This is a genomic window from Mesorhizobium sp. M4B.F.Ca.ET.203.01.1.1 (genome assembly GCF_004791025.1).
Taxonomy (GTDB): Bacteria; Pseudomonadota; Alphaproteobacteria; order Rhizobiales; family Rhizobiaceae; genus Mesorhizobium; species Mesorhizobium abyssinicae.
Genome location: NZ_SRUO01000016.1, coordinates 47,671 through 61,824 on the forward strand (window position 1 = coordinate 47,671; position 14,154 = coordinate 61,824).

12 protein-coding genes are annotated in these 14,154 nt (G+C 66.1%); 2 read left to right on the top strand and 10 right to left on the bottom strand.

The features are described 5' to 3' along the window. Positions 1–7: 7 nt before the first annotated feature. Positions 8–2,236: an EAL domain-containing protein gene (locus EN846_RS26725; protein WP_128346447.1), complete on the bottom strand. Its 2,229-nt coding sequence runs from the start codon at positions 2,234–2,236 to the stop codon at positions 8–10. A gap of 122 nt (positions 2,237–2,358) precedes the next feature. Between EN846_RS26725 and xseA the strand changes: the two genes are divergently transcribed. Together xseA and EN846_RS26735 are read left to right on the top strand one after the other, a co-directional pair. Further along, positions 2,359–3,921, top strand: a complete 1,563-nt coding sequence (xseA, locus tag EN846_RS26730) for an exodeoxyribonuclease VII large subunit (protein WP_128346448.1) — start codon at positions 2,359–2,361, stop codon at positions 3,919–3,921. A gap of 8 nt (positions 3,922–3,929) precedes the next feature. After that, positions 3,930–5,054, top strand: coding sequence for a P1 family peptidase (locus EN846_RS26735; protein WP_127394170.1), 1,125 nt, complete (start codon positions 3,930–3,932; stop codon positions 5,052–5,054). A gap of 38 nt (positions 5,055–5,092) precedes the next feature. Here the strand turns inward: EN846_RS26735 and EN846_RS26740 are convergent, their stop codons facing one another. The 9 genes from EN846_RS26740 to EN846_RS26780 all read right to left on the bottom strand — a co-directional run bounded on the left by EN846_RS26740 (position 5,093) and on the right by EN846_RS26780 (position 14,038). Next, entirely contained in the window at positions 5,093–5,344 is a 252-nt protein-coding gene (locus EN846_RS26740) for a DUF768 domain-containing protein (RefSeq protein ID WP_127394171.1), read from the bottom strand. 512 nt (positions 5,345–5,856) lie between these two features. After that, positions 5,857–6,768, bottom strand: coding sequence for an ABC transporter permease (locus tag EN846_RS26745; protein WP_127286753.1), 912 nt, complete (start codon positions 6,766–6,768; stop codon positions 5,857–5,859). Continuing rightward, positions 6,765–7,865, bottom strand: a complete 1,101-nt coding sequence (locus EN846_RS26750) for an ABC transporter permease (RefSeq protein ID WP_127392467.1) — start codon at positions 7,863–7,865, stop codon at positions 6,765–6,767. The genes EN846_RS26745 and EN846_RS26750 overlap by 4 nt, the downstream gene beginning before the upstream one ends. Further along, complete coding sequence (locus tag EN846_RS26755; RefSeq protein WP_127392468.1) at positions 7,862–9,385, bottom strand: ABC transporter ATP-binding protein; 1,524 nt, start codon at positions 9,383–9,385, stop codon at positions 7,862–7,864. The genes EN846_RS26750 and EN846_RS26755 overlap by 4 nt, the downstream gene beginning before the upstream one ends. A gap of 2 nt (positions 9,386–9,387) precedes the next feature. After that, positions 9,388–10,482: a BMP family ABC transporter substrate-binding protein gene (locus EN846_RS26760; RefSeq protein ID WP_189379655.1), complete on the bottom strand. Its 1,095-nt coding sequence runs from the start codon at positions 10,480–10,482 to the stop codon at positions 9,388–9,390. Positions 10,483–10,508: 26 nt separating this feature from the next. Next, the gene (locus EN846_RS26765) at positions 10,509–11,888 is read right to left on the bottom strand and encodes an amidohydrolase (RefSeq protein WP_127392470.1); all 1,380 of its coding nucleotides are present in this window, start codon (positions 11,886–11,888) and stop codon (positions 10,509–10,511) included. Position 11,889: 1 nt separating this feature from the next. After that, complete coding sequence (locus EN846_RS26770) at positions 11,890–12,549, bottom strand: glutathione S-transferase family protein (protein ID WP_127392471.1); 660 nt, start codon at positions 12,547–12,549, stop codon at positions 11,890–11,892. After that, positions 12,546–13,391, bottom strand: a complete 846-nt coding sequence (locus EN846_RS26775; protein ID WP_127285431.1) for an aromatic ring-hydroxylating dioxygenase subunit alpha — start codon at positions 13,389–13,391, stop codon at positions 12,546–12,548. The genes EN846_RS26770 and EN846_RS26775 overlap by 4 nt, the downstream gene beginning before the upstream one ends. Next, on the bottom strand, positions 13,388–14,038 hold the full coding sequence (locus tag EN846_RS26780) for a Rieske 2Fe-2S domain-containing protein (protein ID WP_127392472.1): 651 nt from the start codon (positions 14,036–14,038) through the stop codon (positions 13,388–13,390). The genes EN846_RS26775 and EN846_RS26780 overlap by 4 nt, the downstream gene beginning before the upstream one ends. Between the last annotated feature and the right edge of the window lie 116 nt (positions 14,039–14,154).

The following is a 14,154-nucleotide window of genomic DNA, read 5'->3' on the forward strand; positions in this document are numbered from 1 at the left end:
GTCTTTCCTAGGCGCGCGCAGCCGCCGGCACGACGTCGTGCGGCTTAGCCAGGCCGGAAAGGCCGAGCAACTGGGCCGGTTCGAGCGGTGGCGACAGGAAATAGCCCTGGAACTGCCGGCAACCCATGGCGACCAGCAGGATCTTCTGTGCCTCGGTCTCGACGCCCTCGGCGGTGACGTCGACGCCGAGCGCGACGGCGAGGTCGATCAGCGCCTTGACGATCGCCGCCGCATTGGCCTCGCCGTCGAGCAGCCGCACAAAGGAGCGGTCGATCTTGAGCTTGTCGATGGCGTGGCGGCGCAGATAGCTCAGCGACGAATAGCCGGTGCCGAAATCGTCGAGCACGATGCCGACACCGGACTCGCGCAAGGCCGTCAGAGCCGCCCGCGAGGCATCGCTGTTTTCCAGAAGCACGCTCTCGGTGATCTCGAGCTGCAGGCGCTGCGGCGCCAGGCCGGTATCGGCGAGGATCGATGCAACCTGTTCGGCAAAGCCGGCGTCACGCAACTGCAGCGGCGACACATTGACGGCGAGCCACGGCAATTCGGTGCGCACGGCGAAGCGGCAGGCTTCCTGCAGCACCCATGCGCCGAGCTGGCCGATCATGCCGCGCTCCTCGGCAATGGCGATGAACTGCGCCGCCGGCAAGGCGCCGTGCACCTCATGCCCCCAGCGGATCAGCGCCTCCGCGCCGAGGATCGTCTTGCCGTTTGCCGCGAACACCGGCTGGTAGGCGAGCCCGATGCCGGTACCGCCATCGAGGGCCTTGCGAAGCTCGGTCTCGACCTTGCGCTTGCGCAAGAGAAGGTCGTCCATGTCGCCGGCGAAGACCTGGTGCCGGCCGCGGCCATTCTTCTTGGCCTCGTAAAGCGCGATGTCGGCCTTGCGCAGCAGATCGTCGGCATCGATCTCGGCGCCGACCGACAGCGCGATGCCGATGCTGGCGCTGATGAAGACCTGATCGTCGATCAGCTTGAACGGCTCCTGCAGCTTCTGCAGCAGCCGCTCGGCAATATCCTCCGCGGCGCGGATATCGCGGATGTCGATGAGGATCAGCGCGAATTCGTCGCCGCCCAGGCGCGCCACGGTGTCGACTTCACGAACGGTATGCTGGAGCCTGGCCGCCGTCTGGCGCACCAGTTCGTCGCCAGCCGGATGGCCGAGCGTGTCATTGATATGCTTGAAGCGGTCGAGATCGAGGTAGAGCAGCGCCACTTTCCCCATATCGTGACCGGCCGTGTCGTGGGTGGTCCTGAGCAGGGCCCGCCGGAGCCGATCCTCGAACAGGGCGCGGTTGGGCAGACCCGTGAGCGTGTCGTGGAAAGCGAGGTATTGCGCCTCGTCCTGGCTGGTCTGCAGCGCCGACGATGCGCGGCGCAGGCGGCGCAGCAGGAAGGCGAGCACGCTCGCCGCGAGCAGCAGGCCGATTATCAAGGCCGGGGCCGCCTTGCGCACCAGCGTCAGGCCGGGCCGTTCCTGGTCCCAGCCGATATAGCCGAGAATGACACCGCGAGAATCCAAGAGCGGAATGGCAGCCGAGCCGGTCGGCTGCGACAGCGGCAGCAGATGCGCGCCGTCCAGCAGATATTTTTCGGCGATCTTGCCGATCACCTTGTCGCTGATGAACTCGACCGAGATGTGGAGGTATTCGCTGCCCGGTGCCTGGGTGAGCCGGTTCGTGCTGGGGACGAGCGGCATGATGCTGAGAATGGCCGGCTTGCCGCCGAGCGCCACCAGGTCCTCGCCGACCATCTTCGCCGGCGCGGCCGAAGCGTCCTCGCTCGGCGGCTCGGCCATCTTGGCGCGCAGATTTTCGATGGTGGGCAGCAATGCGGGCGCGTCCTCGCCATAGACGGACGGGTCGAGCACCTTGCCTTCCCGCATGGCGTGAACCGGATGGTTTGCGGCATCCAGCACATAGACCCGGTTGTGGCCGTAATAGGAGTACATCCAGACGCTGAGGTTCTCCTCTATCCAGGCCTGGTTTCCCGCCTTCACGTTGATGATGGAATCATCCCAGACGGTCACGCTCTCCTGCTCGCGCTCCACCGCCGCGATCTGATCCTTCAAACCATTGGCAAAGAATATCTTTTGCCGCTCGAGCGAGACATGATCGGCCTGGGCAGTGGCGTAGAAGCCGAAGCCGACGACCATGGCCAGCGCGAAGGCGGCGAGCATCAGCACGGTCAGCGTGACCTGATGCGTCAATGGGCTGTTGCTTGCGCGTGCGCTCATGCGTTCCTGGCCAGCTGCGTTGCCGACAAGTCAAAGCAAATCGGGCTTAAGATCGCGTTATAATATTAGCGCGGATTGAGCGCCGCCTTGACGCGGACGGGCAACCACCCCTCAATCGGCCCATGAGCGATACGGCATCCGAATCACGCAGCAATGCCACCGAATACACGGTGAGCGAGATTTCCGGCGCGCTGAAGCGCACGGTCGAGGACGCGTTCGGCAATGTGCGGGTGCGCGGCGAGATTTCAGGCTACCGCGGCCCGCATTCGTCCGGCCACGCCTATTTCGCATTGAAGGACGACCGCGCGCGGCTCGATGCCGTGGTGTGGAAGACCACGATGAGCCGGCTGAAATTCCGTCCCGAGGAAGGGATGGAGGTGATCGCCACCGGCAGGCTGACGACCTATCCCGGCAAGTCCAATTACCAGATCGTCATCGACAATCTGGAACCGGCCGGTGCCGGCGCGCTGATGGCGCTGCTCGAGGAACGCAAGCGCCGTCTGCAGGCCGAGGGCCTGTTCGAGGCCGGCCGCAAGCGGCGGCTGCCGTTCATGCCCGGCGTCATCGGCGTCGTCACCTCGCCGACCGGCTCGGTGATCCGCGACATCATCCACCGCATCAAGGACCGCTTCCCGCTGCACGTCCTGGTCTGGCCGGTCAGGGTGCAGGGCGAGACGGCGGGCGCGGAAGTGACCGCCGCGGTCAACGGCTTCAACGCGCTCGCCCGGGATGGCGCCATCCCTCATCCCGACGTGCTGATCGTGGCGCGCGGCGGCGGCAGCCTCGAGGATCTCTGGGGCTTCAACGACGAGGGCCTGGCGCGCGCGGTCGCCGCCTCGCGCATTCCGGTCATCTCCGCCGTCGGCCACGAGACGGACTGGACGCTGATCGACTTCGCCGCCGACATGCGGGCGCCGACGCCGACGGGCGCGGCCGAGATCGCCGTGCCGGTCAGGGCCGACCTCGAAGCGACGCTGGCAAGCCTCGCAGCACGGCTCAGAGCTTGCGCCTTGCGCAATCTCGATCGCAAGCGCCAGGCGGTGCGCGCGGCGGCGCGGGCGCTGCCCTCGCCCGACCAGTTGTTGGCCCTGCCACGCCGCCGCTTCGACGAGGCGACGAGCCGGCTCGGCCGGGCCCTGACGGTGAGCATCGAGCGCAAGCGCGCAAGGCTGGAGCGGCAGCGGCTGACGCCCGCCACACTCTCCCGCCGCATCAACGAAGCGCGCACGCTGACCGGCCGCGATCTCGCCCGCGCGCAGGCGGCGTTCTTTGCCATCGCGCGCGAGAGGCGGGCACGCTTCAAACGCACCGCCGCAAGGCTGTCGCCGGCGCCGATCGTCAGGCGTCAGAAGGCTCAAGGCGACGCTCTGACCGGGCTGACGCGGCGCCAGGACCATGCCATCGCGAGACGGCTGGACCGGTTGCGCGCGAGCCTGACCCAGGCCGACCGGCTTTTGTCGACGCTGTCGCACAAGGCGGTGCTGGCGCGCGGCTTCGCGCTGGTCAAGGATGCCGAAGGCGCGGTGATCAAGCTGGCGGCGGACGTGGTACCAGGGGCGGCGCTGTCGCTGGAATTCGCCGACGGCAGCGCCGACGCGGTCGCCACCGGCGGCGGCGCGCGGCCCAAGGCGTCGGCCAAACCAGCCAAGCCAAGGGAGCCGGGCAATCAAGGCTCGCTGTTCTGAGGCGCGGCATGACAGGACATGATCCGCATTTCCTGACGCCGTCCCGAAAGCAGCGCGCCCGCGCTTTCGGCATCGGCTTCGACGGCACGCCCGGGGAGTTCAATGCCATCACCGACGTGCCGGGCGTTTCGGTGGGCTATACGACGCTGATCTCGGGCGACGGGCCGCTGGTCGTCGGCAAGGGGCCGGTGCGCACCGGCGTGACCGCCATCCTGCCCAGGCCGATTGCTGAACTCGCGACGCCGGTCTTTGCCGGCGTCTTCAGCCAGAACGGCAACGGCGAACTGACGGGAACGCACATCATCGAGGAGACCGGCGCCTTCAATTTCCCGGTCACCATCACCAACACGCATTCCTGCGGCGTCACCCGCGACGGCGCGCTGCGCTGGATGCACAAGGTGCTGCCGGCCGCGCTCGACACAGGCTGGGGCCTGCCGGTGGCGGCGGAGACCTTTGACGGCTTCCTCAACGATATCAACGGCCATCATGTCAGCTTCGACGACGTTGCCGGCGCGCTCGACAGCGCTGCCACCGGCGCTATCGAGGAAGGCAGCGTCGGCGGCGGCACCGGCATGATCACCTTCGGCTTCAAGGCCGGGTCCGGCACCGCATCGCGCATCGTCGCATGGCAGGACAGCCGCTACACCGTCGGGGTGTTCGTGCAGGCGAATTTCGGCAAGCGGCGCAATTTCACCCTGCGCGGCCAGCGCGTCGGGCCGGATCTCGCCGAACCAGCGATCCGCGAAGGCACGCCGCGCGCCGAAAAGGGTTCGATCATCGCCATCGTCGCCACCGACGCGCCGTTCCAGCCGCATCAGATGAAGCGGCTGGCAAGGCGTGTGCCGCTCGGCATCGCCATGACCGGCGGCTACGGCTACCACAGCTCGGGCGACATTTTTCTTGCCTTCTCGACCGCCAACCCGGAGGCTGCGCTCGGACCGTCAGGACGGATCGCGCATGCCGATTTCGTTCCGGACGTCGATATCGATCCGTTTTTCGATGCGGTGGTGCAAGGGGTGGAGGAAGCGATCCTCAACGCGCTGGTCGCCAATGAGGACATGACAGGGCGGGACGGCAATTTCGTGCCGGTGCTGCCGAAGGCCTGGCTTCAGGCCAAATTCCCGAAAGGGTAGTCGCTGCCTGGGACAGGCGCGCCCCGCCCGGGTCTAGCTCACTCGGACGGCTTGTTCGGATGGGTTTCTTGCTCGGCCTCGGCGGCCTCTTCGAGGCGCGATGCGATCAATTCCTTGATGTCGCCGACCTCTTCCTGGATGTCCTCAAGAAGAATGCCCTCCTCGGCCGCCTTGGCCGCGCATTCCCTGGCGAGGGTCTCGGCCTGCGTGTCGATCTTTACCGGCGAGTGCTGGCAATGGACCTTCTCGCCAATCCACCCCCGCAAGAACTCGATCGCATGTTCACTCATACTGCTTTTCCCTAGCGGCTATGCCGGTTGGTAATCATAAACGTCGGCACCCCGCAAAGGATGCATGCACCCATTCCAGCCGAGTCGGCATCGCCCGGCAAGTTGATCTTGCCCGAGGTCCACAGCGTGCGAGAGGAGGGAAGCGTCAAGGGACACGTTCTGATCGTTGAGGATGATGGTGGAGGTGGCTGGGATACCCAGCATCATGCTATTGTTTCTATTTTGCTTTTCCGGTTTTCAGACCGATTTGCATCACAATAGGTGTCAGCACATTCGCAGCGCCGTCGACCGCCCAATACCCGGGGCGCGTCGCCGAAGCCGCCGGTATATAGTGATATCCTCATGCGATGTCGACTCTCCTGGTTGCGGTGCTTCTTTCCGCCGCAATGAGGGGTCTGCCGGGGGCTGTCGGCGGCGTGGCAGGCCGGCAGCCCCGAACTGGCACCCGACCATCGGCGTTGCCGTTTCGCCGGGGCAGATGGCATTGGCCGCATTGCGGCGCATCCGTGGTGCTAGCGCTCGAAAGGCTCTCCCAGCGAAGCAACGCCGTTGAGCTTGAGCAGCCGCCGGTTCGACGAGATGATGCCAAGCACGATGACTGTCACGAGATAGGGCAGGCTCGACAGAAGTTGCGAGGAAACGCCCAGCCCGGTCGCCTGCGCCGCCAGACTTGCCAGGGACACGGCGCCGAAGAGACACGCGCCGAGAAAGATACGGCTGGTGAGCCAGGTGCCGAAGACGACCAGCGCAATCGCAATCCAGCCGCGCCCGGCGATCATGCCATCGGCCCACAGCGGCGTGTAGACCACGGCTGCGTAGGCGCCGGCAAAACCCGCCAGCACGCCGCCGAAGGCGACGGCGGCGAAGCGCACGGCGATCACCGGATAGCCGAGCGCATGCGCCGCCTTGGGGTTCTCGCCGACGGCGCGGACGACGAGACCGGTCTTGGTGTAGGCGAACGTCGCCCAGATGGCGACGGTCGCGGCAAGCGAAAGCCACACGACAATGTCCTGGGCGAACAGGCCGCCGACGACCGGGATATCCGACAGCCAGGGCAATGACAGCTTCGGCAGCCCCCTGACCGTGAGGCTCTCATAGCTCTTGCCGAACAGCGCCGAGAGGCCCTGGCCGAGTATGCCTATGGCGAGGCCGACCGCGACCTGGTTGGCGCGGAATCCCAGCGCGATGACGGCAAAGACTAGGGAAAGCGCAGCACTGGCAAGGCCGGCGGCGAGGAAGCCGAGCAGATGCCCGCCGCCCTGATAGACGACGATGAAAGCAATCACGGCGCCGAGGGCCATCAGTCCCTCGACGCCGAGATTGAGGACGCCGGCCCGCTCGGCCACCAGTTCGCCGAGCGCCGCCAGAAGGAACGGCGTGGCTGCCGCCAGCATCCCGGCGACGATGAACTCAACGGCGTTCATGAGGTGCTTCCGTGGGCGGCATGGCGCCAGACGAGCCGGTAGCGGACGAAGGCGATGGCGACGAGATAGGCAAGCAGCAGGCTGCCCTGGAAGACCCGGACCGCTGCGACCGGCAGATTTGCCGAGACCATGGCATTATCGCCACCGATATAGAGGGCCGCCATCAGCAGCGCGGAAAAGACGATGCCGACCGGGTGAAGGCCACCGAGATAGGCGACGATGATGGCGGCGTAGCCGTAACCGGTAGAGATGGAGCGCTGCAACTGACCAAGCGGCCCGGCCACCTCGGCCGCTCCGGCGAGGCCTGCAGCGAAACCACCGATGAGCAGCGAAAGCCAGATCGCGCGCCCTTCGTTGAAGCCGGCGTATCCGGCCGCGTGCGGCGCGAGGCCGCCGACCTGCAGCTTGTAGCCAGCGAAACTCCTCTGCATGAAGACCCAGGCCGCGAGGGAGAATGCGACGGCGACAAGCAGCGAGACGTTGACCCGGGTGCCGGGGATCAGGATCGGCACCATCGCGTCATACTGGAACATCACCGATTGCGGGAAGTTGAAGCCGGCCGGATCCTTCCAGGGGCCGAGAAGCAGATAGTTGAGCAATTGCGCGGCGACGAGCGCCAGCATGAGCGACACCAGAATCTCGTTTGCATTGAGCCTGACGCGCCAGAAGGCGGTGAGCGATGCCCACAGCGCGCCGCCCAGCGCGCCGATGACGAGCATGGAGGGCCAGATCCACTGGCCCGTCGCGGCTGGAAACCAGATTGGGATAGCCGATGCGAAGATCGCGCCGAGGATGAACTGGCCCTCGGCGCCGATGTTGAAGACCTTTGCGCGAAAGCCGATGGCAAGCCCCTGCGCGATGAGCAGGAGCGGCCCGGTCTTGAGCAGGACTTCCGAGAACGAGACCCAGGACAGGAAGGGTTCCAGAAGCATCGCGTGGAAAACGGCTACCGGATCGCGGCCCATCAGCACGTAGAGCCCGAGATTGAGGAGCGTCGCCAGGCCGAGCGCCACGGGCGGGGCGACCAGCTTGACGGTAAGCGAGGCATGCTCCCGGCGAACCAGAACGGGAAGGAACGGCCTGGAGGAAGCGATCATGCAGGGACTTTCCTGGCCGTCGAATGGGCGCCGATCATGTAGCGGCCGATCTCCTCGGGTCTGGTGTCGCGCGTCACCAGCGGCGGGCTCAGCCGGCCCTGATGGATCACCTGGATCGAATCGCAGAGTTCGAACAGCTCCTCCAGTTCCTCCGAGATGACGAGGATGCCCACGCCTTCGTTGCGCAGGGCGACAAGGCGCCGGCGGATGGCGGCGGCCGCGCCGATATCCACACCCCAGGTCGGCTGCGCCACGAACAGCAATTTCGGCGACAGCATGATCTCGCGGCCGACGATGAACTTCTGCAGATTGCCGCCCGAGAGCGCGCCGGCCTCCGCTTCGGAACCGGGCGTGCGCACGTCGTATTGGCGGATGCAGTCGTCGGTGAAAGCCTTCGCCCGCGGCGTGTCGACGAGGCCGCGCTTCAGCAGGCCGAACGGATGGGCGGTCAGAAGGCTGTTGAGGACAAGCGACATTTCCGGCACCGCGCCGCGGCCGAGCCGTTCCTCCGGAACGAAAGCCAAGCCCAGCCGGCGCCGGGCCGCCGCATCAAGCGCGCCGACATCCTTTCCCATCATGAAGATACGGTCGGACTTTTCGCGCGGCAGCACCGTCTCGCCCGAGATCAGCGCCGCGAGTTCGCTCTGCCCGTTGCCCGATATGCCCGCGATGCCGAGGATCTCGCCGGCCCGCACCGTCAGGCTGACGTCGGAAAGCGGCACCGCGAAGGGATCGTCCGGCCGATGGTCGAGGCCGACGATCTCGAGGCACTTGTCGCCGCCGGAATGCGCGACCGCCGGCATGGGCTGCGGCATGTCGCGGCCGATCATCATGCGGGCGAGGTCGTGCGCGTCGTGGTCGCGCGGGTCCACATTGCCGGTGACGCGCCCGCCACGCAGGATGGTCGCACGGTCGCAGACCGCGCGGATCTCCTCCAGCTTGTGCGAGATGAACAGGATGGAAACGCCGCCGTCGCGCAGCCGCCGCAAGGTCTCGAACAGCTTGTCGACCGATTGCGGCGGCAGGACGGAGGTCGGTTCGTCGAGGATCAGAAGCTGGGGTTCGGTCATCAGGCAGCGGATGATCTCCACCCGCTGCCGCTCGCCGACCGAGAGCGCGTGCACATGGGCGAGCGGATCGACTTGAAGTCCGAAGTCGCGGCCGAGCGCGCGGATGCGTTGCGCGAGATCCGATTTGCTTGCGGGCACGACCAGGCGGATGTTCTCCACCACCGTCAGCGTCTCGAACAAGGAGAAATGCTGGAAGACCATGCCGATCCCCTTGCGCCTCGCATCCGCGGGGGAAGCGAGGGCCAGGGGTTCGCCTTTCCAGATCACCGTTCCGGCGTCGGGCTGCTCGACGCCGTAGATCAGCTTCATCAGCGTCGACTTGCCCGCTCCGTTTTCGCCAAGGATCGCGTGGATCGAGCGCGGAGCCACGTCCAGATCGATGTCTCGATTGGCATGGATCTGGCCGTAGCTCTTGGAGATGCCGCGCAGCGACAGGAGCGGGACGGTCATGGTCACTTGGGCAGCGGCGTGGTGACACCCTTGACGTGCCAGTCCATGGCCACGATCTCGGCCTCGGTCATCGTCTTGCCGGCGGGGACGCCCTCGCTGCCATCGGCCTTGGCGATCGGACCGGCAAAGGGCGAGAAGCTGCCGGCGGCGATCTTGGCTTCGACCTCCTTGATCCTGGTCATCATGTCGGCCGGGATGCCCGGGTTCCAGTCGACGACCTCGACAACCTTGTCGCCGACACCCAGGAAAGCGTTGGCGCCCTTGAAGTTGCCGGCGATGTGGGCGTCGACGGAGGCCTTGAAGAAGGGCGACCAGTCGGTCGCAACACAGCCGAGATAGGTTTTTGGCGCGTATTTCTTCATCGACGAGTTGAGATTGAAGGCGGGGACGCCGGCCTCCTCGCAGGCCGAAATGACCGAGGGCGTGTCCTGCGCGTTGGAGAAGATCACGTCGCATTTCTGCGCCAGCAGCGCCTTGGCGGCCTCCTGCTCCTTGGCCGGATCGAACCAGGAGTTCACCCATACGACCGAAACCTCGACATCGGGCTTCACCGCCTGCGCTCCGAGCGTGAACGCGTTGATCGAAGTGATCAGCTCGGGAATGGCGAAGGCGGAAACCGAGCCGAGCTTGCCGGTCTTCGAAAGCGCGGCCGCCGCCATGCCCATCAGGTAGGTGCCCTGGGAATATTGGGCCGCGAAGGGCGAGAAGTTCGGCGCCACCTGGAAACCGGAGGCATGCAGAACGGTGACGTCCGGATTGCGGCGCGCGATCTGCAGGGCGCCGTTCTGGTAGCCGAAGGAGCCGGCGATCAGGAACTTGTTCCCGTCGGCGACCGCCTTGTTCATGATCCGGTCGGCGTCGGGTCCTTCCTGTATGTTCTCGATGATGGTCACCTTCACCTTGTCGCCATAGGCCGCCTTCACCGGCTCGAGCCCGTCGGCAAGTGCCCGGCCCCAGCCGACATCGCCGACCGGCGACGGGACCACCAGCACGATGCCCAGAGGTTCGTCGGCTGCAAGCGCGCGGCCGCCCAGCGTTGCGGCCAGCCCGGTGGCGGCCGCGCCCTTCATCAATGTTCTGCGGGTAAGATTTGTCAGCATGTCGGTTCCCCTTGTTTTGGTTGCTAGAATTCCACCGTGGCGAGCGCCGCCTCGGCTTGCGCGAAGAGCCGGGCCTCGTCGAGCCCCGGGAATTCGCCCTTGGCCCAGACGATGCGGCCGTTGATCATGGTCATGTCGGTGGGCGCGCCGATGCCGACCTTGGCCAGCAGGCTCAGCGGATCGTGCCTGGTGCCGACATAGTCCATGCGCCGCGTGTCGATGGCGAAAAGGTCGGCGGCCATGCCGGGCGCCAGCCTGCCGATGTCGCGGCGCCCGAGCAGCGCCGCGCCCCCGGTCGTCGCATAGCCAAGAAAATCGGCCGGCGGCGGAACCGGATGGCCGCGTGTCGATGCCGCCAGGCATTGCAGCATGTAGGCGGAATGGATGCAGTGCATCAGGTTGGAATTGTCGTTCGATGCGGCACCGTCGCAGCCCAGCCCCACATTGAGCCCGAAGGCCGACATCGCCGGGATGTCGGTAATCTCGGCGCCGACGAGATAGACCGGCTCCGGGCAGTGCGCGACGCCGGTGCCGCTCGCGGCCATCTTGCGCAGCTCGTCGTGGGTCAGTTCCCAGCAATGGGCATAGAAGGCATCCGGCCCGCAGAAGCCGATCTCGGCGCAATAGTCCACCGTGCGCATGCCGTGACGGGCTTCGATGACCGGGCTTTCGCCCTCGCCGACATGGGTATGCATGCGCACCCCGCGGTCGCGCGCCAGCGCCACCGATTCCACGAAGGTCTCGCGATAACAGTTGACCGGCTGGCAGGGCGCGACGACGAGCTGGCGCATGCTGAAAGGACCGGCGTCATGATAGGCGTCGATCAGCCGGGCACAGTCGGCGATGAACTCGTCCGTCGTTTCCAGCATGGCGTCGGGGATGGTCGAGCCTTGCGATTTCGGCAGCGTGTTGCCGCCGCGTCCGGCATGGAAGCGCATGCCGAGGAGTTCGGCGGCCTCGAACTGCCGGTCGATCAGCCGTTTGCCGGCATGCCGCGGAAAACAATACTGATGGTCGAATGCCGTCGTGCAGCCGTGCTTTATCAACTCGGCCATCGCGGTCACCGATGCGTGGTAGAAGCATTCCTCGGTCAGCCGCGAGAAAACGGGGTAGATGCGGTCGAGCCATTCAATGACCGACAGCTTCGTCCAGTCCAGATCGGCGCGGTTGCGGACGAAACACTGGAAGAAGTGGTGATGGGTGTTCACGAGGCCGGGATAGACGAACCAGCCGGCGGCGTCGCGCGCGACGGTCCGGGCGGGCAGCTCCGCCTTGTCGAGGCCCTCGCCGATGGCCCGTATCGCCGGGCCATCGGTCAGGACATCGACATTGCGCCGGACGTCAGGGCCGTTGCCCTCGTCGACGATGACCGCAGCGCAGTTCTTCAGCAAATAGCCCGCCACGTCAGGCCTCGCCGACTTCTGGGACGGGCTCGGGTTTCAACTCGTGCAGCCGGTGGATGCCCGGCATCTCGATGAAGCCATCGATGGCGCGGATCGCCCGCGACCAGAGCCGGATCGCGGGATAGGGATCGAGCGAAACGCCGCCGTCCGGCGCGAGCGCGACATAAGGAAAGCAGGCGACGTCGGCGATCGTCGGCCGGTCCGACGCAAGGAAGCGCTGGCCGCGGATCTGCTGTTCGACAAGGCCAGCCTCCAGCTCCCGCAGGGCCGCTGTCCCCTGCCCTTGGAGGACAGCGATATTGCCCGGACGCAGCAGCATCTCGTGCAGGCGCGCGGCTCCCAGGCTGGCGGTCAGCCGGTGCGAGAAGGAAAGCCATTGCTGGACGCGTGCCGCCTGCCCGGCTGTATCGTTGCCCAGCCATTGCGGTGCCGCCTTGGCGGCGAGATAGACCAGCATGGCCGAGGATTCGGTCAGGACGAGATCGCCATCTTCCAGGATCGGGATCGAACCCGCCGGGTTCAGAGCCATGAGCTCAGGACCGCGATGCTCGACACCGGGATGGAAGTCGACAGGGCGGATGTCGAGCGTCACCCCGGTCAGCGCAGCCATGAGGCGCACCTTGTAGCAACTCGGCGAAAGCACGTAGTCGTAGAGCTTCATTGCGCCACCAGTTGCGCGCCGTAGGTGTAGCCATGGCGTTTCAGCCAGCGCCGGTAGGCAACCGAGGTGAGGTCCGCTCGCGTCGGGATCTCCATGCCGGGATCCAGCGGCAACAGCCCCGGAATCTGGTTTTCGAGGATCGACCGGTCCTGGACGAAGATCGTCTGCTGGAAATGGATCAGGTCCGTCATCGGCGTTTCGTCGTCGAACAGCGCCATCCATGGCCAGACGTCGCACAGGTCCTCGGCAAGCGGCTGCACGAAAAGCGTGATGACGTCCCATTCACCCGGGCGCGGCGGGCATGTCTTGTAGAGGATCGAGCAGGTCGGCGCGGGCACGCGATACATGTATTCGGTGGTTATGCCGCCTTCCGCCGACTTGGCGGCCTGCGGCTGATAGAACTTCACCTGGGTCGCCCAAACCTCGTCTTCGTCCTCCCGGATCTCGACCTTGTAGTTCTGCACCTCGGTGTGCGGTTCGGCCCCCAATATGTCGGTGTGCACGAAAGGAAAATGCGCGATGTCGAGGAAGTTCTCGACCGCGCGCAGCGGCGAGCAGCGCACACGCACCACCCCGACATCGACGAGCCGGCGGCCGGGCTGATCGGCCTCGGGGATCGCAAACAGCGGCTTTTGCGGGTCGCCGAGCGACGACCAGACATGGCCATAGCGGATGCAGGCCGGCAGGGCACGTCCGTTGGCGCCGGTGACCTTCGCGTTCCCATCTTCGCCGCGCCCCACCTCGATCGGCTCGCCCATGAGGGCCGTCTTGCGCCCGTGCGCATCAAGCTGGCCGGCAATGCCGACCGGATACCATTCGTCGATCATCGCGTTGCGGGTCATCGGGCGATCCCACCGTGCGCAATATCTTCGGCCGCCCGCCGCAGCGCCTCGGCGGCTCTCGATGCGGCGATACGCTCGGCCTGACTGCTGCCCTCGGCCACCAGAACATGCACCAGCGTGCGCGCTTGCCCTTGCGGAGCAAGCAGCAGGCGGATGGTCGGGGCATTCCCGGTGTAGTCGAGCAGGTCTCCGTCGGCCTTGGTGCCCGCGACCGCCTCCAGCGCCGCGATGTCCGCTTCCACCATCATCGAGCGCAGCGGAGCAAGGCCCTCGAACCGGGGCGGCCCGGCGGCGGGCTCGCCAACGGAAATCCATATGATGCCGCCGCCATCCTCGACGGGCTGCGTCGCGACACGGATCGTGTCCGGCGGCGTCAGTGCCGGATGGGCCGGAATGCGCAGGCAGTTTCCCGCCTGGGCATAGCCCCAGCCGTGGTAGATGCAGGACAGGGTCTCACCGCGCACGAAGCCATGGGAAAGCCGCATGCCGCGATGCGGGCATCTGTCGGCGAAGGCCGCCGCACGGCCAGAACGGCTTCGCCAAAGGGCAACCGGCCCGGCTGGGGATTGCGCCGGCATTACGGTTCCCGCCGGCAGGTCCGCGGAGAGGGCAACAGGCATCCATGAGCCGGTCGGATAGGGCGGCATGCATCAACTTTCAAACGACACCAGCATCTTCCCGAGCGCGGCTTCGCGGTCAAGGACATGCTAATAAGCCCGGTTACGTTTGCACAACATTTCCTCACTGGCAATAATGCCTAAAA